The organism is Paenibacillus sp. 1A_MP2 (genome assembly GCF_052244825.1).
Taxonomy (GTDB): domain Bacteria; phylum Bacillota; class Bacilli; order Paenibacillales; family Paenibacillaceae; genus Paenibacillus; species Paenibacillus vandeheii.
The window spans coordinates 5922120-5948514 of record NZ_JBQQCS010000001.1; the positions used below are offsets into that span (position 1 = coordinate 5922120).

Here is a 26395-nt window from a genome sequence, read left to right on the forward strand (position 1 = left end):
TATATGAGTGATTACTCTTATTGGCCTGTGTTCCAGCGGTCGTATGCTCCTTGATATAGTTCAACGATACGGTCACTGCCCATTTTTTTGATTTGCGCAATATACTTATCCCAGTTCTCAAGCGGCTCCTGACCAGTTACGAACTTCGCTTCCATCTGCTTGACGTACGTATCCAGATCAGATAATAGAGCGGTCGCTTCGCTTTGCTCTTCATTTGTCAAATAAACGTTAGGGAATGGTGCTTTGCCGATCGGCACCAACTTCTCTTGATTCTGCTGGTCAATCCATTCATCAAATTCGGTGCGAAGACCTTTCGCAATGTCCGGATCATTAATGCCTGGTGTCAAAATGCCGTAGTTCGGTGTGATTTTACCGCGATATTCCTCACGATCGCCGCCGCCAGGAACAGGAAGCCACTCTTTCACGAGATTTTCCTTGTCTTTGAATTTCCACAGCACGCCTTCAGGACCTTGATTGAACAGGGTCGCCCCATCATAGCTGTACAAATAATCAATCCAGCGCATGGTTGCCTCAGGGGACGGATTGCTGCTAGTAATCGCAAAGGTACCACGTGCCGATATACCAGGGTGTTTACCGTATACAGGTGAGTCTGCAATCTCACTCTTCACTGGTGTCATCAGTGGATGTTTCGTGCTAGGCTCGCCGCCAAGCGTGAAGTACGGATGGTAGTCATTGAACAGCGCGAGCTTGTTGCTCTCACCTTTTGCTTTTTTCTGATCGCCGGTTTGCGAGAAGGTCTCATGATCAAGCAAATCTTCCTTCCACAGACGGTTCATGAACGTCAGATAACCTTTGTAGCCTTCTTCTTGGTAAGGGTAGTGGACTTTTCCATCCTTATCCGCGTAGATTCCTTCGTTGTACATGCCCCAGAAGCCGAAGAAGTACATACGAAGATCATCCAGTTTTACAGAAGTTAGCGGAATTTCATCTTGTTGTCCATTGCCGTTAGGATCTTCTTCCTTAACACGCTTCAGGTACGTATATAATTCCTCTGTCGTCTTAGGCTCCTCTACATTAAGTGCTTTGAGGAATTCACCGTTATACCACATCGGGCCTCTGTACCACACGGCAGCCGTATCGATAAATGGAAGTGCATACATATGTCCGTCAGGTGTTGTAAAGGATTTGCGGACATCCGGGTTTTCGTCGAGAATCTTCTTAATATTCGGGGCATAGCCCTCATCAATGTATTTTTCCAGTGGAATCAGAATGCCTTGAGTCCCATAAGTAACCTGCTCAGCCGGCTTGAGATCCGCCGCATAGAACATATCCGGTAAATCGCCGCTGGCGAATACCAGGTTCTTCTTTGTTTCAAAGCTGTCGATCGGCGAAAGCTGGTACTCCAGCTTGATGCCTGACAATTTCTCCATCTCTTGCAGGACTGGCATCGTATTCCAGTCGGCTACGCCCGCATCCTGGGACATGACCTTTAACGTAAGCGGTTTGTCCACAATCGGGAATCCTTCTTTCTTGACCCCTTCGACATTTGAAGTCGCAGAACCTCCATCTTCATTGGAACCACAAGCTGCAAGCAATGCTGCTGATAGGGTGAGGCAGAGTACAATGGATGAAGCCTTGCGAAGCTTTTTCATGACGACAACTCCCCTTTTTTAGTGTGGATTATGGTTTAAGATCATCCCTTGACGGAACCGATCATAACACCCTGCACGAAGTAACGCTGAAGAAATGGATAAATGGCAATGACAGGTAAAGTTGAAACAATAATGACGGCATATTTCACCAGCGCAGCAATTTCCGCTTTGGAATTCATCGCCGTTGCGGAAGAGGTATCTATAGCTCCCCGCCCTGTGCTGCCATCTCCTGAAGTACCAGGATTTGGCGCAGAAAGAGCTGCAGCGGATACTTCGAGGAATCATTTAAATAGATCATCGCACTGAAATAGCTGTTCCAGTGTCCAACGCCGTAGAAGAGCGCCATCACGGCAATGATCGGCATGGAGAGCGGAAGCACAATGCGGATGAACAACCGGGTGTTGGTACACCCGTCGATATGCGCCGCTTCCTGCAGCTCCTTGGGAATGGTCGATTGGAAGAACGTACGGCATACGATAATATTCCAGATGGATGCAGCTCCTGGCAGAATAAGCGCCCACATGCTGTTCACCATACCAAGATCCTTAACCAGCAAGTAGCTCGGGACAAGCCCTCCGCTGAAAAACATCGTTACCATAAACATCGCCATGAAGAATCCGCGTCCCACAAAATCAGAACGGCTAAGTGCGTAGGCAGCCGGAAGAGTGACCATCAGGTTGACGAGTGTACCTACGACGGTATAGATGATCGTATTTTTGTACCCGATCCAGATGTTGGTTTTCTCAAACACGCGGGCATAACCTTCAAAGGTAATGCCTTTGGGCAGCAGCCACATCTCACCGGAGCTTACAAATTTGGGATCACTGATTGAGGCGCTAATGATGTATAACAGCGGGTAAAGCACAATGACGAGCGCTATCGTCAGATAGATGTAGTTGCACCATAAGAACAATTTGTCGCTTCTGCTTTCCTTAACCGCGGATGACATGTGTTTTCCCCTCCTTTTACCACAAGCTGTTTTCACTGGTGCGACGTGCAATTTGGTTCACTGTAATCAGCAGAATCGCATTAACTACCGAGTTGAACAATCCTACAGCTGTTGAGAAACTGTACTGCGCATCGACCAGACCCGACCGATAGACAAATGTCGAGATGACATCTGATGAACCCATATTCAACGGATTTTGCAGCAGTAAGATTTTTTCAAATCCGACGCCCAGAATACTGCCCATATTCAGAATTAACAGAATGGTGATCGTAGGGATGATCGCTGGAATGTTAATATGCAAAATCCGTTTAAACCGGCTCGCACCATCCACCACGGCAGCTTCATGCAGTTGCGGGTCCACACCCGATAGTGCTGCAAGGTATATAATGGTACCCAGCCTGCACTCTGCCAGACACCCGACAACACGTACACCGTCTTGAACCACGCAGGGTCCGTCAGGAATTGAGGAGCTTGGAATCCAAGAGCCTCCACCAGATTGACAATCATGCCTGACGAAGGCGACAAGAAGGTGATGATCATACCCGACATTACAACGACCGAAATAAAATGTGGTGCATACGTGACCGTCTGTACGGTACGTTTGAAAAAGGAGTCCTTTACTTCATTGAAGGCTAACGCCAGAATGATCGGTAGCGGAAAACCTATAGCCAGCTCATACAAGCTGATGCTGAGGGTATTCCATAACAAATCCCAGAAATAATACGAATTAAAGAAGCGGATGAAATGATCGAACCCTACCCACGGGCTTCCCGTGACACCAAGCGTCGGGATAAAGTTTTTGAATGCGATTTGTATGCCGTACATCGGCCCGTAATGGAAAATCAGAAAGTATAGAAATGCTGGCGCGATAAACAGATACAATTCCCAGTTTCGAATCATCCTTCTCCCTAATTTATTTTTCTTGCGGTTCGGAATCGTGTGCACCGATAGGTTTTGCGACAAGGCGGACTTCCCTTCTGGCTGCATCAGTTTGTTTCCTCCTTTTCTAAATGAAAATCCGTCCGTTTTGTAAGAAGAGCGAAACACTCCTGTTCAATTGTAAGGAATGAGTCCCGGACCACATTTCGATCATGGGAAGCTTTTGCTCCCTCTCAATTTGGTAACGCTTACATACTGAGTTTATGGATCAATTTTGAATTCGTAAATATGCTATTTCGATCTTCCCTCCTAAAAACCAGGAAAGTGCTGCTACAACAGGGGTTTACACTTTTGATTACAGCTTGTCATTGTCATTTTGGAGAAGTAAAACATGTGGAATTTGACTTATTTTCGTCCTGAAGTTGTCATAAGGGGTAGCTTCGCATGAACTCGACAGATGCCAGATCTGAACAAAAGTTGAGAAACAAACCTTAAAGTCAAAACCCACATATGTTTTGGAAAAAGATATCCATGGTTGCAGACATCATCGTGGGGATTCTGGGCAGTTCCATGATCCAAGTCAAGTCGCAAGGTCTTGTCATGTTCAACGCATCTCAATCCAAAATGAGATAGAGGTGCCCTTCGTTACTGCTGCTCCACTCCCCTCCTCATGCATTTTTCTTTTCAGGATAGATTTAATTCAATCACATTAATGTAATATTATCTATCATATATTTACCACCCGCTTCAAGCTCCCTTATTGCTTGGCTTTATTCTATGAGTTCCTTCCCGGCTTCGTAAATATGTCGTTTTTATCCTGGATTAGAAGCCACACAAACCCAGATAAACACTGGGAATATCAAGTCATATATGTTGATTTTGTGCATGACATGGAAGTCTGGAATCATTGATAATTTCAGGATAACTCCAGAAAAAAAGCCGCTCTATTTAAATCAGAGCAGCCCTTCTACCTATGTGGATATCGATCCCTAACTAATAAATAACATATTTGTGTCACTTAAATTGACTTAATAACCCATTGAAAATATACCAAAATGTAACATATACTTCCGTATAAAAAAACAATCTCAGACCTACTACGAGCGATTCGGACTAGAAGGCAGACAATCTTGACAACCAACTCACTTCATAAAGATCATCACTCTCAAGAAAAACTCAAAAAAAGCGTGCTTCGATAGGGATCGAAGCACGCTGGCAGGGTTTGCTTACTTTCCAGAAGGCTGCACTTCCGCAGTGTACCCTGTTGGAATATCTGTCTCGGCCGTAACATTGGTGATGACCATTGGATACATCATGTCCGGATCAGGTTGGATAATGGTATACAACACGATGGCACGTCCATCCTTCTCCAGCTTCACATCTTCAATCTTCAATCCATAGCCAGGATGAGGCATTTGCGCGGACAGTTTGACTTTGACCGTCTTGTCATCCACCTTGGTTGAAGTCACGGTAGGTACAATCGCCTGTTGGCCTTCGCCCGGGTCGTTGGAGTCGGTTCTGTCGATCCGCCATTGCCGTGCTTATCCACAAATTCAAGTGCATTGAAGATCATGCTTGCAGCCTCCATACGGGTAAGCGACTGATCTGGACGGAAGTTTCCGTCCTTATCCAGTTCAATGATGTCCATGTTCAGCAGGTTCTGGACCGCAGATTTGGCGTCCTTACCGATTTTATTTTCGTCCTTAATATCATTATACAGCATGATTACCGGATATTCCCCGGTTGTATTAATCCCTTCAAGGAGCAAAATAGCAAACTGCTCACGCGTCATCTTCCCTGCGGATTCAATTCCACCGGAATGGATAGGCCATTCTGTGTTGCAGCCTGAACTGCATCGGCGTACCAGGTCGTTGGACTAATTTTATGTTGTGCCGAAGCGGCAGCGTATTCATTTTTCAGACCAAAAGCGTTCACGATCAATTGAACACCCTGTGGCTCGGACAATGCGACATCCGGACGAAACAGATCCGCCGTTACTCCATTAACAATACCCTTAGAATGCAACGAGTCTACAATTGTTTTTTGCCCTTCATCTTTTACATCCGAAAAAGCAAGTACCGATGCACCTCCTGCAGTCAAAGAAACGCAGAGCGCAAGCGTTGCAGCCAATCCTTTTTTATGTTTCATTTCGTGGCACCTCCATAGTTAGTAAACCCAATTTTTGACCTCTTCAACCCTACAGACGGGAGACCCTCTGGAAATGTTTCAGTAAAATCGACATCTGGTGAATAAATGACGAATATGCCGCATATATCACTTTCGCTGCGGGCGCTGATCTGCTTTCTTCCATGAATGCTTACTTGCTTCGTTGACATCCTTATCGATAAGCGCAAAAATAAGAATAGAGAATTCTATCGAATGACGGATAAACAGCAAACCGGATCGCATAAAGTAAGAGGGCACGACGCGCTATTATCAGGTGTCGGCCCTTTTCTTGACTCCGCTTGCGACCAAATTCCACCCCGAACAAAGGAGAACAAATCTATGTCCAAGAAAGGATTACTACGAGGCTATGTCATTGCCAACTGGCCCGTATATCTGTTCGCTGTACTACTGATTATTGCCTCCAATGTGGGTCAGGCGTCCTTGCCCCGAATTCTGGGCAGCTTTACGGATCAGCTCATGCAAAACACGCTTCAGATGAATACAGTCATCCGGTACAGCCTGTCGCTATTAGCCATAGCCATCGCTTATAACCTGTTATTCGGTACCGGACAATTCATGATCATGAAGCTTGGACGCCGCTTCGAATTCATGACACGTGAGCGTATTTTCGGTAAATTTTCCGAGCTGAGCGAGCACTATTTCTCCAAACAGGGAAATGGGAAACTGCTCAGTTACGTCATGAATGATGTCACCTCTGTACGTGAAGCCATCTCCAACGGCGTCACTATGATGACCAATGCAACATTTCTATTATTATCCTGCATCGTGATGATGCTGCTCAGTGGAATTCCGATGAGACTCATTCTGATCAGTATTGTGCCTTTGCTGGCCATTCCCTTTCTGGTCGTTTTTTTCGGTCCGCGAATTCGCAAGCGCTCTCGTGATGTACAGGATGCTCTTGCAACGATGACGGAATCGGCAGAAGAGCAGCTGGGCGGCATTCGTGTAACCAAAACATTTGCCATTGAAGACAGTGCTCGTGAGCGATTTGGGATCACAGTAGATGCGATCAAAAGCAAGCAGCTGCGACTCGTTCGTCTGTCCTCTCTATTTCAGGCCCTGCTACCGCTGCTGGGTGCCATTTCACTGGTTGTCTCCCTGCTTGTCGGCGGAATTTTGACGATGCAAAATTCCATTACACTCGGAAGTTTTGTGGCATTGACGTTATATTTGCGGATCATCATGGGACCGCTTCAACAAATCGGTAATGTGATCAATACCATGCAGCGTTCTGGAGCGTCATTGGAGCGGGTAAATGATCTGCTGACAGAAGTGCCTGATGTACGCGAGCTTCCCAACGCAACAAGACTTCAAACGGTGAATGACATTACAATTGAAAATCTGTCCTTTTCCTATCCCAACAGTTCATCCCCTGCGCTCAAAAACATCAGTCTGAACATCGAGGCAGGACGAACCGTGGGTATTGTGGGTAAAACAGGTTCGGGTAAAAGCACCTTTGTCAAACTATTGCTGCGTACATATGAGCCGCCTGAAGGCACGATTCGCATTAACGGTACCGACATTCGGCAGCTGTCGCTGGAGGGCCTGCGGTCCCGTATTGCCTATGTTCCCCAGGATGGGTTCCTGTTCAGTACAACCATTCGGGACAACATCGCTTTTAGCAACCGGGAAGTTCCGTTGGACACCGTAGAGCATAGTGCAAGACAAGCGGTGATCTACGAAAACATTATTCGGTTCCCCGATCAGTTCGATACCCTGCTGGGTGAACGCGGACTCACGTTGTCTGGCGGTCAGCGTCAGCGCACCAGTCTGGCACGGGGGTTGATCAAAAAAGCTCAGGTGCTCATCCTGGATGACAGCATGAGTGCTGTAGATGCCGTCACCGAAAGTGGCATTCTGCGCAGCCTGCGTGAGATTGGCAAAGGTAAAACAACGCTGATCATCTCTCACCGGATCAGCGCAGTCCGTCATGCCGACGAAATTATCGTTCTGGATGAAGGCCGAATCGTTGAACAGGGAACGCACGCAGAGCTGATGACCGCAAAAGGGTTATATGCTGCAACCTATCGTTTGCAGGAGGAGGGATTACATCATGACTGACCGTAACGCAGAAGTTCGTTCAGATGCGGGAGCACAAGCACCGTCAGGGCATGGGTCCAGTTCCGATGCAGGCGCAGACCAGAGTAAACGTACCTCGTTCAAAGCGATGATGTCCTACGCCCTGCCTCATAAATGGGCCTTTGCAGGTATCTTTTTCTGCTCACTGCTCGGTATTTCCGCAGATCTGCTTCAGCCTTATCTGGTGAAGATTGCAATCGATGATCATCTGGCAATCGGTCAGACCAGTGTAGGTTTCCTTATCCAACTGGCAGCCATCTTTCTGGGGTTGGCTGTAATCAGCTTTATTTTTACCTATATACAAAACAATCTGCTGCAACATGTTGGTCAGAACATCGTCTCTCGCATCCGGAAAGACCTGTTCAAGCATATCTCCAAAATGTCGATGTCTTTCTTCGATCGCTTCCATATTGGCAGTCTGGTTACGAATGTATCCAGTGATACGGAAACAATCAGCAGTTTCTTCACCCAGGTGCTGCTTAGTCTTATCCGGGATGGCATGATGCTGGTGCTTATTATCGTCTTTATGTTCCAGCTCGATCCGGTACTTGCAGGGTATTCTCTTATCGTATTGCCTGTAATCGCCATTGTGGCTGTATTGTTCCGAAGTCGACTGCGCAGAGCTTATCAGAATGCCCGCACTCGCCTCTCCCGTCTGATTGCGTTCACGGCAGAGAACCTGTCCGGTATGTTTCTGATCCAGGCTTTCCATCAGGAAGAAGAACAGAAGAAAAGATTCAAGGAGCAGAACACGCTTCACCTAAAGGCCAATATCGCGCAGGCCCGGTCCAATGTTATTTTCAACCGAACGTTTGATATCCTAGGTAATGCCGCGCTCGTCATGATGGTTTGGCTTGGGGGACGTGCCGTGCTGGGTGAATCATTGCAGGTGGGTGTGCTCTATGCGTTTATCAGTTACATCCGTCAGTTCTTCCAGCCGATCAACCAGATCACCATGCAGTGGAACACGTTTCAGTCAACTACCGTATCCATGGATCGGATCTGGAACATTCTGAGTACCCGTCCGGAAGTCGCTGACCCGAAACCCGGGACCGCCTCCACACTTGAACCACGGCATGTGATGGGGCAGATTGATTTTAATGATGTATCGTTCGGTTATCTCGCAGACCGCCCTCTGATTCAGCATATGAATCTGCATCTCTATCCCGGAGAAATGGTGGGCATTGTAGGAACTACAGGGGCAGGCAAAAGTACACTGATCTCCCTGCTCAATCGCTTCTACGATGTGAATCAGGGCAGCATTGAAATTGATGGAATAGACATTCGTCATTTCCCGCAGGCCAATCTTCACCGGATTGTTGGTCTGATCCAGCAGGAACCGTTCCTCTTCTCGGGCTCCATCATTGACAATGTTCGAATGTTTCGCGAAGATATTACAAGGGAGCAGGCTATTCAGGCCTGCCGATTTGTCGGAGCACATGCGATGATTTCACGTTTGCCGCAAGGCTATGATACACGGCTTTCCGAACGCGGAAGCGGTTTGTCCGCCGGCGAGCGTCAACTGATATCGTTTGCCCGAATCGTGGTCTTTCAGCCCCGAGTGCTTATTCTGGATGAAGCAACCGCAAATCTGGATTCGCATACCGAACAATTGGTTCAACAGGCGCTGGAATCCGTATCTCAGGGCAGAACAACGATCGTCATTGCGCATCGTCTATCTACGGTCATGCATGCAGATCGGATTCTCGTTATGGAGAACGGTGAGATTGTCGAGGAAGGCTCCCATCAGAAGCTGATTGATGCACAAGGGGTATATGCTGATCTCTACACCCATGCGCGTGAAGCCGGTAATGATTCAGCTATCTCTGGATAGTGGATCTGAATCTGGACCACGCGGGGTTAAAATAAACGTTGAATGTGCCGCTCTGCGATGCAGGCGGCATGTTTGGTATATTTTCCGGGAAATGATAAGGAGGCGTACTTATGAAACCTGAATTACATACATCATCGGAGGCGGAGCTTGAGCATCGGCAGATGGGCTACCGCCGTTTTACGGCTATATGGAAAGGAGCACTGTGTCTTCTGTTCTTGCTGTTATGCGTGACCCTGTTATGGATTATTTATGACGAGCGCGCTGGACAACTGGAGACTTTGTATTATTCCATCGCAGCCATTCTTGGCATGTGGTTTATCGGGCCTTTATTTTTTATGTTTCTGTCCCGGGCAATCGCGAGTTCTACCGTGTTATTATCCTGGAATGATGAAGGGCTTCATACCCTAAAGCGGACCATTCCCTGGGATGAAATTCGTAAAATTGAGCTTGGCTCTCCCGCATTTAGCAAATGGATATTGTCCTCATCGCCCATGATTGCCATGTATCTAAAAGACGGCACCCGGCATCATATTCAGACCGATCATTTGCTAACCAAAAAGAGCTCAGCCGAGCAGTTGTCCTTTTGCAGGAGACGCTGCGCGAGAAACAGCAACAGGACCTCTGAAATCCAGCTCACATCACTCTGACTTTTCGATACCAACAGACAGGTTCATTCTATAATTTCCATACGGCAAAATGGCTTCCAGCAAGCTGCCAAGCTGCTCCATCGTTCCCGTGCGCACACGCATCAGGTAGCAGCCCTCTCCGCTGACACGGTGAACCTCCACGATGTCTTCACGTGCAGCCATAAATTCACGGAAGGCGGCATGCCTGTCGCCGGAATTCAGAAAGATCGTTACAAATGCCTGCAGGCCCAAGCCGAGGCGTTCCGGGTTCCATTTTACCGTATACCCTTCAATAACACCCAGATCATGCAGCTTGCGTACTCTCGCACCTACAGCCTGTCCGGTCAAATGCACCTCTTCCCGATCTCTTTGTGGGAGCGTTTGGAGTCCCGGATCAGGCTTTTCAGTATACGTATATCTGTATCATCAATCGTTTCATTCATCTATTTTGCAATCCTTTCAACATGAAATTAAAGTGGTCTGTTTTCTTTCAGTGTGTTATTTACGCCGATAAACGGGTTGTATAACATATAGGATAATAACATTAATTCCCGAAGGAGTGCAGGTTCAATGAAAATTCAATTGATTCGTAATGCTACATTATGGTTGGAATATGGAGGTCTGAATATACTGGTCGATCCCATGTTGATGGATAAAGAAGTGATGCCTGCTTTTCCGAACACGCCCAATGAATTACGCAATCCACGAGTCTCATTACCCGAGACGGAAACGGATTATATGAATCCCGATCTGCTGATCGTTACGCATACCCACCCCGATCACTGGGATGAAGCAGCAGCGAACCAGCTCCGCAAAGATGTACCTCTGCTGTGTCAGCCAGGAGATGAGGCGGTGTTCACAGGAGCCGGATTTACCAACGTTACCGCCGTGGATGACAAACATGAGTATCACTCCGTACGTTTTGCCCGTACTTCGGGACATCACGGAACCGGAGAAATCGGCGAGCGTATGGGCAAGGTATCTGGTTTTGTATTGGAAGCGGACGGAGAACCTGTCTCGTATATCGCTGGTGATACCATCTGGTGTGAAGAGCCAGCCGAAGCTATTCGTCAATATCAGCCTGAGGTGATTGTGGTAAATGCTGGCGGTGCCCGCTTCTTGCAAGGAGATCCGATCACGATGGACGGACCTGACGTAGCTGCCGTGAAACGTCATGCACCGGATGCACATGTGATCGCTGTGCACATGGATGCCATTAACCATTGCATGATGTCCCGCGTGGACCTCGCCAGTTACCTGACCTCCGAGCAGTTGGACGGACAAGTACTCATTCCACGCGATGGAGAAAGCTTTGAGTTTGGACCGGGGACAGGGTTGAAGTAACATTCATTTACTGTTTGTCCAAACATCTAACGGATCTGAGACGCTCTATTTGGCGAAATAGCACAAGTTCGCCATTCTAACGAATTGCAGACGTCTTATTTTCCCTTTTGCACCCTCTTTGCACGCGCAATCGCAGATTTTCATCGAAGTAGCGATTCCTGAGTTCGTTAGATTTGCTCCACCACACTAATCTGCACAATAAGGCGCACACGATTCGTTAGAGGCTGGAGCACCAGAGTAAGTTCTCTTCTCTTGTTGCACTCAAAATGGGTTTTGAGTGCGTTTTGCTCCACACAAAGGCTGACACTTATACCACGAAAAAGGCTGAATGCGTATAAACTCGCATCCAGCCCTTTTCTCTTATTGAGATCACATCATACGGCGTTGTTCTGCCATCGGAGTATCCTGTGTTCCTATGTCTCCTTTATCCACGCTGCAACGCGTATGATACTTCCTAATCTATTACTGCACTTTCAATCGGATCACGTTCCACGATGCTTTGGCCAGGCTTGCCGTGATCAATGTATCTGATACCTCTGCATCACCACGATTATGCGGAGCGACACGATTCGGCTGTGCGGCAGTATTGGCTGCTTTGAGATCATCACTCTCCAGCACAATATGCTCAATCAAGCGGCACTTCCCGAAGCTGCGCAGATCCACTTCAAGCGGAAGTGATTCTTCCAGATGACGGTTTACAGCGAAAACAGTCACTTCACCCTGCTCTTCGTTATGCACCGCAATGCCCTCCAGATAAGGAACATCCGTAATTTGTTTGGTGTCATATTTCGGTGACTGGATCAACGGCACAAGTGCTGTTCCACGTCCAAACACGGAAGCATGCATGAACGGATAGAAAATCGTCTGTCTCCATGCAGCACCACCATTATCCGTCATGATTGGAGCGATAACGTTGACGAGCTGTGCCAAACACGCCATTTTGACACGGTCCGCATGTTTAAGCATGCTGATCAGCATACAACCCACAAGCAGTGCATCTTCATGGTTGTATACGTCCTCCAGCTGCGGCGGAGCGATCTGCCATGGGTCCATTTTGGAGTCAGTCTCATGAGAGTGATACCATACATTCCACTCATCGAAGGACAGATACATCGTTTTTTTGCTGCGTTTCTTTGCTTTGATATAATCGCAAGTCGCTTTCACCGTATCAATGAAACGATCCATCTCCAATGAGCGTGCAAGGAAGGTTGGTGTGTCATTCTCCTGATTGCCGTAATACTGATGTAAAGATAGATATTCAACATGATCATACGTGTGATCCAGCACCGTCGCTTCCCATTCCGGGAAGGATGGCATGCCCAGAGATGAACTTCCGCAAGCGACGAGTTCAATTGATGGATCAGTCCACTTCATCACTTTTGCCGCTTCGAGTGCAATCCGCCCATACTCTTCTGCTGTTTTGTGACCAATCTGCCACGGACCGTCCATTTCGTTGCCAAGACACCAGGTTTTGATAGCATGAGGCTCTTTGTATCCATGTTTAATACGCAAATCACTATAATAGGAACCTTCCGGATGGTTGCTGTACTCCACGATGTTGCGGGCTGCGTCTACCCCCCGTGTTCCCAAATTGACGGCCATCATCACTTCTGAATTCGCCTGTTTGGACCAATCCACAAATTCGTTGAACCCGAATTCATTGGTCTCGATGGTTCTCCAGGCCAATTCAAGTCTGCGTTTGCGTTCAGACACAGGCCCAACGGAATCCTCCCAATTGTAACCGGATACAAAATTACCGCCAGGATAGCGCACAATCGGAACCTGCAGCTCCTTCACCATCTCCAACACATCTCCACGGAATCCCGCTTCGTTCGCTGTAGGGTGACCCGGCTCATATATTCCACCGTATACGGCACGTCCCAGATGTTCAATAAATGAACCGTATAAACGTTTGTCAACTACGCCAATTGTGAAATCCTTGTCTACCGTCATTTTTGCTTTTTCCATCGTGAAGTTCAGCTCCCTAAGATTAATATAAAAATTAATTGATAATCTATGGATCAACGTTCATATTTATATTAAAATCGATTATGGCAGCAATTTCAACATGAATTTTGCAAAATGTTATTCTTTTGGCTGGATTTATGTTTAACTTAATTCTATAAAGCAAAAATGGAGGAACAGATGTGATCAGAGCAAATACCGATACAGAATGGCTGCCCCTATACGAGGCACTCGCGAGTGAGGTCCGTCTACAGATTATCAGGCTTGTTGCGGAGACCCCAATGAACGTGAAGGACATTGCCGCCTCACTCGGCCTAAGCAGTGCCATCGTAACCATGCATGTTCGCAAGCTTCAGGATGTGGGCATCATTCAATCCAAAATGATTCGCAAGGACGGCGGCACGCACAAAATGAACAGCCTGGCCGTCGACTGGATTGGCATCTCCATGCCACAGGAAACCGGAGCCTCACGCAAGCTTCATGAAGTGGCAATCCCTGTCGGGCATTACACCCATTTTGATGTGTATCCAACTTGTGGCCTGGCTACGTCCAATCAGGTCATTGGACAGTATGATGACCCACGCTATTTTCTGGATCCCGAGCGGATGCATGCCCATATTCTCTGGTTTGGACGTGGATTCGTGGAATACAAAATTCCAAACTATATCTTGTCCGGCCAACAGATCAGCGCCATTGAATTGTCACTTGAGATCGGTTCAGAGGCACCTTCAGTCAACCCGAACTGGCCTTCGGACATTACCTTTATGCTCAATGGAATTCATCTCGGTGAATGGACAAGTCCTGGAGATTCGGGAAATGGACGCGGCATGTTCACCCCGGAATGGTGGAGCGACAGTGTTAATCAATATGGCATGCTCAAGGTGCTGCGAATTACACATGAGGGCACATTTATTGATGGACAGCACATGTCCGAAGTTACGCTTGCGGATATTCCCGTAGAACGGAACCAGTGGACATTACGTCTCTCGGTGGAGGAAGATGCGCAGCATGTTGGCGGGTTAACATTGTATGGTCAGGGATTCGGCAACTATGATCAGGATATTCTTTTCCGGCTTTATTACCAGGACTGAATGAACAACAAAAAGAACCTTCTATCCCGCCGCACAGGCAGAGATGGAAGGTTCCTTTATATGTTTTTCAGGTGTTTCAGGCTTGTATTATACGCACGACTTAGAGCGCACTTCCACCAAACAGGAAACGGTACTCCCAGTGTTTGCCGGAGATATCGCTGATGGTTACGCCGCCGCCAGCGTTGGAATACGTGTGCAGGATTTTGCCGTCACCCAGATAAATTCCCGTGTGGGTAATGGTCGCAGTGGATTTGTTCACACTGGAGTACGATGATGCCGATGTGCCTTTATAGGACATAAAGTACATCAGATCACCGCGTTTCAGATTTTTCCAATTGGTCTGAACGGTTCCATTAGCTTTCACATATGCTCCTTGCTTACGTGAATCGGACGGAAGCTTGATTCCAAGTGCATCAATAAATGCCTGACGTACAAAGCTTGAACAGTCGAACGTAGCTGTACTGGTACGACTAGCTCCAAACTCGTAGGGTGTCCCCCAATATTTCATGCCTGCCGCAATCACTTTCTCCACAGAAGCACTGCCTGTAACAGACGTACCGCTTGATCCGGACCCGCTTGTGCTGCCACTTCCTGTGGTCGTGCTGCCTTTCACGGCTTGTGTATATTTTGAAGAAGAAGATATGTATCCTGTCCGGTTGCCGGAATCCTTTACTTTATACCAGCCTGAGCCGGAATTTTGAGTTACCGTTACCGTTTCCCCTTTTGGCACCAAAACGAACAATGCTTGCGGAAGAAGATGGTGATGTACGCAAGTTTACTCCCCAGATGACTTTAACTTTTGAATTCGCAACTGCGGCTGCCGATGCCGGTGTCGTTAATACTCCTGCTGTCAGACTTCCCATCAGCATCGTTGCTGTTACACTCGCAGTAATGATCTTGCTTTTCCAGTTCATGATGTCGTGTTCCCCCTGATGTTACAGAATTTTAACCTGGCCTCATTTGCCGGGCTTGCCCCATTGTAAAACGGGCTGTCCATAACGATCATCAGCCCAAAGTCCTGTATTCGATCTGGCAGGCTTGAGCACTAAGAATCAGGGAAACATCTCACACCAGTTGGCTAAAACTACCGTTAATCACTTCATTTTCAAAGGTTAAATTATTGTAACTATTTGCTGTGCTTCGTTTTACGCAGAAAAGTGGCTTAAGCCGCTCCTCACTCAGGACATGCATCATATGACCTATATTTTAATATTTAAACTCTATAAATGGTAAACATTACTATGGTTCATTTCCCGATCCAGCTGCTTACCTGAAGAACATAAACGCCTCCAACATGCAAAAAGCCGGAGATTTCTCCCCGGCTGTACTCTGTTTCAATATGAGTTGATTATGGCTCAATGCCCCATGCGTTGACTCCGCCAATATAAGCGGTCACCTTGTTCCAGGCAGTGAAGGCCGTTTTGGTAGCATCGAAAGAGTAGTCATTGGTCTGATCAAAATTCGTCCAGTTGTTCTTCGAGAAGCGCCCCTGGATAATTCCAGTCTCCGCCCCCGCTGCCAGACTGCCTGCCCCGGATTTGAAACCAATCTCCAGATACGTATCCGCTGTCCCTTTTGCCGGATCTACCGTCACAAAATGAGATTCAACGTTGGCACTGCCAATCTGAGCGTAATCACACCAGAAACTCAGATCGGATGCACTATCCTTCGTAAAATAATACCGCACCTTCACCTGGCTCAGATCCACGGCTGTCGTGCCTGTGTTCTTGATATTGAACTGCGGGGTCACCGCATTCCCTGACGTCCCTGAACCGCCATTGCGGTATTGCACCTCAAGTGCACCTGTTGTTACAGGAGGCGCTGTTGGGGTCACCGTCACGACATTGGACAAGGTCTGCCCGCTTGCATTTACGGCCACCACTCGGTAATTGTATGCGGTACCGTTCACTGCCGTGGCATCGGTGTACGTTAGTGCCGTCAGTCCTGTAGCCAGATCGGCGTAGGCTCCACCTGCTACCGAGCGTTGTACCTTGTAACTTGCAGCTCCGGTCGAAGCGGTCCATGTCAGTGCAGCCTGATTATTGCCTGCGGTTCCCGTAAGGGTTAACACTCCCGGTACGGACGTTCCCGCCTGCGGAGTAGCGGATGCTTGAGCAGACGGTGCCGATTCACCTGCCGTATTCACTGCGGTCACCACATAATAGTACGTTTTGCCATTGGTCAGTCCTGTATTTGTGAAGGTCGAACCGGTTACCCCCGTTGCTACGGAAGTATACGGGCCACCGTTCACCTCTGCACGTTTTACCGTGTAAGAAGTGGCACCCGATACAGGATTCCAGTTCAGAACGGCCTGCTCACTGCCTGCTGCCGCTGTCAGCCCCGCCGGAGCTGCTGGCACTTGGATCACTGGGCCTCCTGCGTCTCCGAGGAGACGATCATATTCGCCATATGCCGTAGCCATATCCACCTGTGACCAGAAGCGGTGATACGTAAAGGTTGGTGCGCCATTTTCCCATTTTTTCGTTGTTGGATTATAAGACGTTTTGTACAGATTATCCAGATAAGCCCATGCCGGATCTTGCTTGATGGCTGGACGAAGGTCAGCGTAGCCAATATATACGCCATTCCCCCCTTTGGCAGGATCAGAAGGTACGCCGGCCGTACCCGGAATGGTATTGCCCTGACCGAAGGTTCCCGTCCAGTTTGCCGGAATGTAAATCTCTTTGGCGAAGAAGCGGAAGTAGTCTTTACGAACTTCTTCGGTCACGATCCCTACACCATCATTGTAATCCCATGCTGTATTCAGCAGCTTCTCGGCCATATCTTTGGCTTCCTGTCCTTTGTTACTGAACACGCCGCTTTCTGCTTGAGTCCCCGCAGCAAAGAACGTCAAGGCTTTGATATAGCTCCCCAGCACACCTGTATCCTGAGCAGGATCTTTGGTTACCACATGAAAGTTCGGATTGTTCGTAAAGGAACTGAACCCATTCCACTTGTCCGGCTGCCCCTGCCATTCCTGGCTGCCTGGAATCCAGAATTCGCCCGGTGCAGGTGTAGTGGCAACCTGTGCGTTGGTACCGCCAAGAATCCGTTGGCCCGCCGCATTCAAATAATATCCTTGTGCATCCGTCACCGGACGCTCATCAACGAATACATAATCCTTGGCCCAGTCGACCCACTTGGTGATGACTTTTTTGGCCATCTGGAAGTTCTCAGAGCTGAGGTCTCCGCTCTCGGCAAGAATGTAATACATCTCCGCTACACGTTCCAGCGACCAGGCTTGGAATCCGAACCACGTGTTGGAGTCGGGATCACGATATACCGGAGCTTCCTGATAAGCCATGTCGTAGAACGTACTCGTTCCGGCAGGATACGCTTTGTAGGAACCATCAAAACTGTTCGTCGCTCCGCCGCCAATCGCCCCTTCGTGAGACTGTAACCAGGTGTAGAATTCCAATTGGCGCTTCAGCGATGCATTCCAATCTGCCTTGGCTGTTGTCGATTTGGGAATCAGGCCACCTGCCGAATCAGACAAGGCATAAGCTGCCACCGGATTCTGGTATGCCTGATGTGTATGACTGGCGCCAATCCGCCAAGCCCAGTTGCCGCCCTCACCAAGTCCGCCGCCCCATGAGGTATACCACGCCATGAGATACATATTGGAGTCTTTGCCCGTACCGGCCGTCGGTGTGCCGTTCTTGGCACTTCCGATCTTCTGGAAGTACTTGTCGTGCATCCCATAGCGCAGATAGTCACCCATCTTCTTCGCTTTATCCAGATACGCTGTATTGGTGTAGCCCATCTCCTTCGCCCAATACAGTACCTGCACTGCACGTGCGTCAGCATCCGTTGCGTTGGTATAACGCCACTGGGCTGCCGGTGCCTGGGTCTCCTTGGTGAACAGGCTCATGAAACCTTCGCCCGTTTTGCCAAACGTTTTATTGTCCTGAGACGGGTGTGGAATGGCTTCCCATACGGACTCTTGCTCTCCACGCTGGAACGTATTCACGTAAGCCGCTGTATGATTCGGATTCAGCAGATTACCATATCCATACCAGTTATCCACATCCAGCAGCCAGTGCATCAGGTACGTCTGATTGTTGCCATAGGAAGCTTTCAGCTCGGCATCCAGTGGGTCTTTCCCAGCTGCATACTGCCCGTTAATAGCTGAAGGATATTGATCCGGAAAAGGTTTTTCCGCTGCATAAGTAGCCGGGCTGTTCGGATTGTAATAACTCATCGTAGGCTGCTCTTCCTTGCCGTCGCCTTCATTGACAGGGATGATGTATTTCTCCATGCTGTCCCAGGCCGCTTCCAGTTTGGACCAATCGCCCGTATAGTGACCGTACATCGTTTCCAGCCAGAGCCAGTAACTGTACGCCTCGGATGTCGTCATGTGCCCATAATCCGGTGCCTCACTCATCAGCGTTTCAATGGAATGATAGGGAATGCCCTCTGGAGAAAAATAACCGTTTGCCGGATCTTTCAGCTGATCATACAATTGCAAAAATCGCGCTTCATTGATTCCGTCCGCCTGAGCATCAACGGTCTGCTCTTCGGCATAAGCCGTCTGGGGACCTGCCCACAAACCGGTGTACCCGGTCAGCATTACGGTCCCTGCAAGCATGGCAGACAAACTTTTTTTGGCAGCTGATTTCAACATGTATATACCTCCCTGGAATGGTGAATTCAATTTGAATTACTCTGGGTCTGCACATGCTGTTGATCTGATTTGTTATATTGATCTACCTTTAAAGTTACGGCTCGATGCCCCATACCTTCGTACCTCCCTGATACCCAGTTACCTGATTCCAGGTGGTAAAAACCGTCTTGGTTGCATCATAGGAATAGTCGTTGCTCTGATCGAAATTACTCCAATTGTTCTTGGAAAACCGCCCCTGGATTACGCCCGTCTCCGCTCCGGCAGCCAGGCTGCCAGCCCCGGATTTGAAGCTGATCTCCAAAACCGTATCGGCTGTTCCCTTTGCCGGAGTCAGCGTGACAAATTTGCCTTCAATATTGGCACTGCCGATCTGGGCATAATCACACCAGAAGGTCAGATCTCCAGTGCCGTCCTTCGTAAAATAGTACCGCAGCTTCACAGTACTCAAATCGATCGGCTGAGTCCCTGTGTTTTTCAAATTAAACTGCGGAGTCACCGCATTGCCGGAAGCACCTGATCCTCCATTACGATACTGCACCTCAAGCGTGCCTGTCGTTGCCGGAGGCACATTCGGTGTCAACGTCACGATATTGGACAACGTCTGTCCGCTCGCATTCACCGCGGCAATTCGATAACTGTACGCCGTGCCATTTACTGCTGTTGCATCGGTGTAATTCAGCACTGCCAATCCAGTTGCCACATCGGCATATGCGCCGCCCACAACGGAGCGCTGTACCTTATAAGTCTCAGCTCCCGTTGCTGCCGTCCAGGTCAGAATCGACTGTGCATTACCTGCCGTACCGCTTAATGTCAGCATCCCCGGCACAGACGTTCCAGCCTGCGGCGTGGCAGAGACTTGTGCAGATCCGGGCGATTCCCCTGCTGAATTCACAGCCGTCACCACATAAAAATAGGTCTTCCCGTTCGTGAGCCCCGTGTTCGTGTATGTTAATCCATGTACACCTGTCGCGACAGAAGTATATGGACCCCCACTCACCTCGGCACGCTTTACGGTGTACGATTCTGTCCCAGGCGATGCTACCCAGTTCAGGATGACCTGAGCATTCCCTGATACAGCCTGCACCCCCGAAGGTGCAATAGGTGTAACAGCTGGTGTGACACTAGGCTCCTGGCCGTATATCCGCATTCCGGCATCGTAGACCGGAAGATATGTGCTCTTCGCCACATTGCCTGTGCCCAAACCCTGGAATGAATGATCATTATTTGCATTCCATGCGCCCTGCGGGCCGGTAATGCGGAACTGAACCTCTTTGCGATAATGTCCTTCCCCGCCTGGATAGATCTTAGTCCCAGTAAAGTCCGCAGTAACCGCATAAATTCGTTTTCCTGCATCAACCACAACCGGTTGGGATACAGTCGCTCCCTCGGCATATGCGGTTGTAACATGGACATCGGAAACGGTATATCCTGCAGCGTAAACTTCACTCAGATCCACGAAATAGCGAAAAGATAACTTATCCCCCATTCGCGCAGGCCAACCCGAACGGTTGTTCAGTTGAGCCTTGATTTCCGTGTAATTGGAACCGGACGCTTTCACGGCAGCTTCGACAAAGAACTCATCCGTCTTCACCTCGGGAGCCGGGAAATTCGCAATGGGCTGATCATTCTGGCCGAACAGCAGATTCATCTTGGCTAACGCGCCTGTAAATCCTGCATTGTAATCGGTCGCCACCTCATTGCTGACATAGTCACCAATAGAATCGGTATAGGCATCCGAGGCATCCGGTCCACCAACCATCGCGCCGTACAACGTGTGACGATGCTCGGAAGGTACATTTTCATTGTTCGTCCATGAACTGTGGGAGGTCCGGTGATGTGGGTGTTTAGGCGGATTCTGTCCATAACCGACCACATAGCTGCTCTGGCGAGGATTATCCCCCAGAATATAGTTCATTTGAGAGACGGCAAAGTCCTGATACCTTGCTTTCTTCACCGGATCACTGACCCAGTCGGAATACACAAAAGCAATAAAGGATGCATTCGCTGCATAACGGAGCGATCCCCATGTATCAAGCCAGGCAAGCCCGCCCGGTGTATACTTGATTCGTTGTCCATTCGTGCCTACCGACCAATAATCCAGATTGCGCTCTGTTGATTGAATGAACCGTGTCGCTTCTGGCATGTTCAGACTCGACGTAATACGAGCCAATAGAATCTGGGCACCGTAATGTTTGTCATCCCAGCCTTGGGTCCATGTATAAGCCCAATTCCCGTTCTGTCCATCCGCCTGCCACAGATTCGCCGTAGCAATCGCCTTGGACAAGTAAGCGCTGTCATTTGTCGCCATATATAACCATGTTGCAGCCCAGGCGAGTTCATCATAGTAACCTGTCCATGAATTGTAGAACGATTGGGCATCTGTAATGCAATCCGAATATTTGCCTCGATACGTATCAGCGAAGCTGTACAGCTCCTTGGCATGCTGGAGCAGCTTGTTGGCATAAGCCGGGTCACTGTCCCGGAACACAATAGATGAAGAAGCGAGTGCCGCTGCGGTTTCTCCCGCAAGCTCACTTCCCGGACAGGATGCATCAATCTTAAATGCAGGACGACTCATTTGCATCACTTCAGCCGGTCCCCACCAAGCATGGTCCGTATTGCCCGCTCCGACCTGCCCCATAATTCATTTGGTTTCGTGTGCGCTTTCACAAAATAATCCGTCGCCCATTTCAAATTATCCTTAATCTCTTCCAATTGTCCTGCCTGTTCGTACCCTTCGCGGTATTCCACAACAGACCAGGCAAGCATCGTAGCAGAATAGGCCATAGGCAGGCCGAATTTCACATGATCTCCAGCATCGTACCATCCTCCGGTCAAATCAACCCCAACATCCGCTCCGTCATTTAATCCTGAATCACCACGCCATTCAACCCGGTTGTCTTCCGGCAATTTCCCTGAACGCTGGGTTTCATAGAAATAAACCGCCTTCTGCAATGCTTCCGCATAGTTATGGTTCCCGGCAGCCGCATCTGCCTTGCCATTCCATGCCTGTATGGATGTACTTCCTGCCAGTAGCCCTGTCGATAACGCGAGAATAGCGACTCGTCTCCACCAGCTTCCCTTCATCTTCAACCATTCATCTCCTTTTACAATCGGTATCTCGCATTTTCCAATTACACTGATGTAATGACCCGCTCCTTTCTATGGTGTGACTCCGTGTATTCCACCATTAATTACCATTATAGTCTTTTGTTTCAGTTGCAATATCAGCGCTGGTGACTTCTGAAATAACATTGTTGTGACATGTTTGGGGAGTGTTATGACAAAAAAGACCGCTTCTCATATCGCATGAACGCGATATGAGAAACAGTCCTGATAATTCGTATCACCCTTGGTACAGGCTGAATTATGATCAATTCCATTATTCAGTCTGAACACCCGTCTTTTGGATCGTCTACACTCTAAACTTGTTGATTTGCTCCTGCAACTCTTCTGCCATTTTGGACAAAGAGCCGCGGATGAAGCAATCTCTTCCATCGAAGCCAGCTGCTGCTGGGTTGCCGCAGATACATTATGCACGCCACCTGCTGCTTCCCCAGCAATGTTGGAGATCTGATCCACGTACCCTACAACTTCATTCGTACTTGCTGACATTTCCTCCGAACCTGCGGATACTTCCTGAATTTCACCAGCAACCTTGTTCACTACGTTTGAAATTTGCTCAAATGCTTGTCCTGCCGCGGTTACAATCTCAATTCCGGCCTCTGTTTCATTGCTGTTTACTTTCACAGCCTGCACGGCATGATCTGTATCCTTCTGAATTAATTGCACAAGATCCGTAATCCGTTGTGCAGATGTAGAAGACTCCTCTGCCAGCTTCCGCACTTCTCCAGCTACGACCGCAAAACCACGCCCGTGCTCCCCTGCACGTGCCGCTTCAATCGCTGCATTCAATGCAAGAAGATTGGTCTGACGAGCAATATTGTTGATAACCTCGGTAATGGTACCAATCTCTGCTGAACGTTCTCCCAGCCCTGTAACCAGTTCTGTCAACGACGCAATGGAATTACGAACAGAACCCATCTGTTCAACAGCCTGCTGAATAATCATATTTCCTTCAGCAGACTGATTCGCTGCATCAACAGCAGATACAGATACACTTTGAGCAAGCTCGGCAATTTGTTCCGAACCAAGAGCCATTTCACTCATCGCCTGGGAAGAACGCTTCACCATATCTACTTGATCGGATGTACCCACGGCCAATTCTTCAACCGTTTCGGAGATCTGTTCCGATGCTCTGGTGTTCTGTTCTGCACTTGCCAGAAGTTCCTCCGAGGAAGCAGCTACCTGTTCGGATGTCATCGATACAGATTGAATCATCTCCCGCAGGTTGCCTGTCATCGTATTGAAGGAATCAGCCAGCGTTCCCAGTTCATCCTTGTTCTTGAGCACGATCTTCTCACTAGTCAGATCCCCACCTGCAATCAACATCGCCGCTGCATTCATCTTCTGAATTGGACGTGAGATGATGCTTGCAATGAAGAAGGCAATAAACATAGCCATCAGGAAAGCAACAATGGTTACTCCCAAAATAATATTAAATGCTTTTTCGGCCAGATCAACCGATGCATTCGTAGCCGAATCTGATCCTTCATTCCCCATTACAATCAATTGGGCAATGGTATCGTTGGCTGAATACCATAATGAATATGCCGCAGTGTGTAGTTTGCTGGCTTCGTTGTAATTGTTATTCAAGCCTAATTCAATGAATGCGGGCATTTTTGCGATATAGCTCTCGTAGTTCGTACTGAACTCATTGTAAAGTTTCATTGCCTCTGCATTGTCTTCAATGAAGACTAGCAGCTGTTTACGTTCATCCTCAATCTTGACCAGGAGCTGTTCCAGAGATTCATTCATCTTGGCAGTTTCATTTTCATCCTGTTCAACAATGATGGCCAGAGCAAGCCGCTCCACATCGGATATGTCCCCATTCATCTGGCCCAACAAAGATACACTGGGCATCCATGTCTTGTCCACATCATCGGCTTTGTTTGACATACCATGGATTTGGGTGAGCGCATATATGCTGACAAAAGCAAGCAACGCCACAACCATTAAAAATCCAGTCAGTAACTTCATCCGAATTGTAAATCTAAGCTTCCCCATCACGTTTCCCCGCGAACCTTTCATATTCCCCACTCCTTAGCTTTAGCGCATAACTATATAATATATCGACACCTATCGTCATGAATTGTAGATATCCGATTTCGATTTTCAGAAATTTCATGTAACTCCGAAATTAACGCAAAAAAAGCCCCAACTCTTTGGCTATGCCAAGGAACTTGGGACTCTATACGAATGTACCTCTCATCTCAAACGTATACGTTCCAGAACTAACGAAAAATCCGCCGATGAATGTTAATGAAGAAATCGGGAATCGACTTGGTATAATTACGCGTAGCAATCAGGATTACACTGACCAGACTACCCAGAATGAATCCGCCCAGAATATCCCCAGGATAATGTACACCTACGTAGACACGCGAGACTCCTGTCAACACAGCAAGCAGCAGCATCCATGCTCCGAATCGTCGACCGATAAAAAACGAAGCTGCAGCGAGCGCGAATACAAAGGAAGCATGTTTACTTGGAAAAGATGGATCTGGCACATGCGGAACCAGTTGATTCACGGTGCCTTCTACAAACGGCCTTGGATGACCAACCGCAGGTGAAATTCCCCATTTTGCCAGACCCAGCGCTATTATTGAAGCTACACACGCATAAAACACAATTCGTTGCTTAGACGGATTACCAAGAAACCACACAATCACAAGCAGTCCTATCATAACCCAAACCGCATATTCAGCCGATGTAATCATAAACCAGTCCAGAAACGGAATTCGGTCTGCAAACTGGTTGATCCAATTAAATACAGATTGATTCATAACAGTCGTTTAATACCTCCATTACACAAAACACGATTATTTTTTACATATTAAATATACACTAACTATTTGTCAAACATATCGCCTGGTAGCCGAACTTTCGAAATCAAAGAGGACAATTCTCTTACTTTTTGTTAAACTAGTTTGGGTTACATAATAGTTCATTCATAGAAAGGTGAAGATTATGCTTAAGAAATGGTTATGGGGGACCTCCCTAACCCTGGCACTTGCCATAGCGGGTGTCATTGTATATTACGGATACTCGATCGTTCATTTTGCTAATAGCATCTCAACCGCTTCGGACACCTCCTCTTCTGACAACAACAAAAATACAGACACCCCAACTACCCCTGTTCCCAAATGGGAAGGGAAGGAACGAGTTAACATTTTGCTGCTTGGAGGTGACACCAGAGGAGATGATCCGGGCCGTTCAGACTCAGTCATGGTTGCGTCCATTGATCCGGTATCCAAGAAAGCCCATCTCTTCTCTATACTGCGGGATACATATGTTGAGATTCCTGGACATGGCAAGAGCAGACTCAATGCAGCCTTCTCCTACGGTGGAGCGGAATTAACCAAACAAACGGTCGGTGACTTGCTTGGCATCCCTATTCAGCATTACGTGTATACCGATTTTATCGGATTCATGGCGCTGGTTGATGCTGTGGACGGGATCGACATTGATGTGGAGAAAGACATGTATTATACCAGCAAGGCAGATAAACATATGTACGATATTGACCTCAAAAAAGGACTTCAGCATATGGACGGCAAGACTGCCCTGCAATATGTCCGGTTCCGGCACGATGCCACCTCGGACTTTACGCGTACCGAACGGCAGCGGATTTTCATGACTGAGCTGGCCAAGAAGATGCAAAGCACCACTTCGCTCTTCAAAATCCCTGATATATTGGAAGCTGTCGCTCCATATATCGAGACAGACCTCAGTCCAACACAAATGTTAAAACTGGCTTCGCTCGGATTTGATATTAATGTGAATGAAATTGATAAACAGCAGATTCCTCCTAACAAGCTGCTAACCAATGAGCTTGCAGGTTCTGCTCAGGTACTCGGTGTGAATAAACCGAAGCTCCAGGCATACATTCAGAATCTGTTTGAGGAAGATGCCAAATCTTCAGAGGATGATTCAACGAAGGTACAGGACTTGAACTGAATTAAATGAAAATGAAGCAATGATAACATCGGCTAATTTGATTAAAAGACGGCGAACGCCGTCTTTTTTTGTACCTATTTCCCCCATTTAATGCAGCCTTAATGTTTAGCATGTACCCTTAAAT

General features: G+C 48.0%; 15 protein-coding genes and 5 pseudogenes. 6 read left to right on the forward strand and 14 right to left on the reverse strand.

What is annotated here, in order from left to right; genetic code table 11:
* Positions 1-17 precede the first annotated feature (17 nt).
* The 6 genes and pseudogenes from ACTWJ7_RS29290 to ACTWJ7_RS29315 all read right to left on the reverse strand — a co-directional run bounded on the left by ACTWJ7_RS29290 (position 18) and on the right by ACTWJ7_RS29315 (position 5589).
* Positions 18-1613, reverse strand: coding sequence for an extracellular solute-binding protein (locus ACTWJ7_RS29290; protein WP_301244626.1), 1596 nt, complete (start codon positions 1611-1613; stop codon positions 18-20).
* A gap of 41 nt (positions 1614-1654) precedes the next feature.
* Positions 1655-2562, reverse strand: a pseudogene (locus ACTWJ7_RS29295) (carbohydrate ABC transporter permease).
* Between the two features lie 16 nt (positions 2563-2578).
* Positions 2579-3549: pseudogene (locus ACTWJ7_RS29300) on the reverse strand (ABC transporter permease).
* Positions 3550-4667: 1118 nt separating this feature from the next.
* Positions 4668-4910, reverse strand: coding sequence for a hypothetical protein (locus ACTWJ7_RS29305; protein ID WP_443146133.1), 243 nt, complete (start codon positions 4908-4910; stop codon positions 4668-4670).
* Entirely contained in the window at positions 4907-5233 is a 327-nt protein-coding gene (locus ACTWJ7_RS29310; RefSeq protein ID WP_443146134.1) for an S-layer homology domain-containing protein, read from the reverse strand. The genes ACTWJ7_RS29305 and ACTWJ7_RS29310 overlap by 4 nt, the downstream gene beginning before the upstream one ends.
* Positions 5230-5589 (reverse strand): S-layer homology domain-containing protein, encoded by a 360-nt coding sequence (locus tag ACTWJ7_RS29315; protein ID WP_443146135.1) that lies wholly within the window; start codon positions 5587-5589, stop codon positions 5230-5232. Before ACTWJ7_RS29315 ends, ACTWJ7_RS29310 begins: the two co-directional genes overlap by 4 nt.
* A 357-nt stretch (positions 5590-5946) precedes the next feature.
* Between ACTWJ7_RS29315 and ACTWJ7_RS29320 the strand changes: the two genes are divergently transcribed.
* The 3 genes from ACTWJ7_RS29320 (at position 5947) to ACTWJ7_RS29330 (ending at position 10188) form a co-directional block, all read left to right on the forward strand.
* Positions 5947-7689, forward strand: coding sequence for an ABC transporter ATP-binding protein (locus tag ACTWJ7_RS29320; RefSeq protein ID WP_301879737.1), 1743 nt, complete (start codon positions 5947-5949; stop codon positions 7687-7689).
* Complete coding sequence (locus ACTWJ7_RS29325; protein ID WP_443146136.1) at positions 7682-9541, forward strand: ABC transporter ATP-binding protein; 1860 nt, start codon at positions 7682-7684, stop codon at positions 9539-9541. The genes ACTWJ7_RS29320 and ACTWJ7_RS29325 overlap by 8 nt, the downstream gene beginning before the upstream one ends.
* Positions 9542-9651: 110 nt before the next feature.
* A complete protein-coding gene (locus ACTWJ7_RS29330) occupies positions 9652-10188 on the forward strand; it encodes a hypothetical protein (RefSeq protein WP_443146137.1) in 537 nt (178 codons plus the stop codon).
* Here the strand turns inward: ACTWJ7_RS29330 and ACTWJ7_RS29335 are convergent.
* Positions 10180-10610: pseudogene (locus ACTWJ7_RS29335) on the reverse strand (Lrp/AsnC family transcriptional regulator). The gene ACTWJ7_RS29330 and the pseudogene ACTWJ7_RS29335 overlap by 9 nt on opposite strands.
* Positions 10611-10737: 127 nt before the next feature.
* Here ACTWJ7_RS29335 and ACTWJ7_RS29340 point away from each other — a divergent pair.
* Positions 10738-11511 carry an MBL fold metallo-hydrolase gene (locus ACTWJ7_RS29340; RefSeq protein WP_301879738.1) on the forward strand — a complete coding sequence of 258 codons (774 nt, stop codon included), beginning with the start codon at positions 10738-10740 and terminating at the stop codon, positions 11509-11511.
* A gap of 462 nt (positions 11512-11973) precedes the next feature.
* On the opposite strand, the gene arfA is transcribed toward ACTWJ7_RS29340, so the two are convergent.
* Positions 11974-13479, reverse strand: coding sequence for an arabinosylfuranosidase ArfA (gene arfA / locus ACTWJ7_RS29345; protein WP_301879739.1), 1506 nt, complete (start codon positions 13477-13479; stop codon positions 11974-11976).
* 179 nt (positions 13480-13658) lie between these two features.
* Here arfA and ACTWJ7_RS29350 point away from each other — a divergent pair, with 179 nt between their 5' ends.
* The gene (locus ACTWJ7_RS29350) at positions 13659-14567 is read left to right on the forward strand and encodes an ArsR/SmtB family transcription factor (RefSeq protein ID WP_081718096.1); all 909 of its coding nucleotides are present in this window, start codon (positions 13659-13661) and stop codon (positions 14565-14567) included.
* A 100-nt stretch (positions 14568-14667) separates the two neighbouring features.
* Here the strand turns inward: ACTWJ7_RS29350 and ACTWJ7_RS29355 are convergent, their stop codons facing one another.
* From ACTWJ7_RS29355 to ACTWJ7_RS29380, 6 genes and pseudogenes are all read right to left on the reverse strand, one after another.
* The gene (locus ACTWJ7_RS29355; RefSeq protein ID WP_443146138.1) at positions 14668-15297 is read right to left on the reverse strand and encodes a C40 family peptidase; all 630 of its coding nucleotides are present in this window, start codon (positions 15295-15297) and stop codon (positions 14668-14670) included.
* A complete protein-coding gene (locus ACTWJ7_RS29360; RefSeq protein ID WP_443146139.1) occupies positions 15242-15481 on the reverse strand; it encodes a hypothetical protein in 240 nt (79 codons plus the stop codon). The genes ACTWJ7_RS29355 and ACTWJ7_RS29360 overlap by 56 nt, the downstream gene beginning before the upstream one ends.
* Before the next feature lie 434 nt (positions 15482-15915).
* On the reverse strand, positions 15916-19191 hold the full coding sequence (locus ACTWJ7_RS29365; protein ID WP_301879741.1) for a glycoside hydrolase family 48 protein: 3276 nt from the start codon (positions 19189-19191) through the stop codon (positions 15916-15918).
* A gap of 94 nt (positions 19192-19285) precedes the next feature.
* Positions 19286-22278: pseudogene (locus tag ACTWJ7_RS29370) on the reverse strand (glycoside hydrolase family 9 protein).
* Between the two features lie 328 nt (positions 22279-22606).
* Positions 22607-24342 (reverse strand): annotated as a pseudogene (locus tag ACTWJ7_RS29375) (methyl-accepting chemotaxis protein).
* A gap of 203 nt (positions 24343-24545) precedes the next feature.
* Positions 24546-25097: an undecaprenyl-diphosphatase gene (locus ACTWJ7_RS29380; RefSeq protein WP_301879743.1), complete on the reverse strand. Its 552-nt coding sequence runs from the start codon at positions 25095-25097 to the stop codon at positions 24546-24548.
* Between the two features lie 184 nt (positions 25098-25281).
* Between ACTWJ7_RS29380 and ACTWJ7_RS29385 the strand changes: the two genes are divergently transcribed.
* Positions 25282-26271 carry an LCP family protein gene (locus tag ACTWJ7_RS29385; RefSeq protein WP_301879744.1) on the forward strand — a complete coding sequence of 330 codons (990 nt, stop codon included), beginning with the start codon at positions 25282-25284 and terminating at the stop codon, positions 26269-26271.
* Positions 26272-26395: the final 124 nt, after the last annotated feature.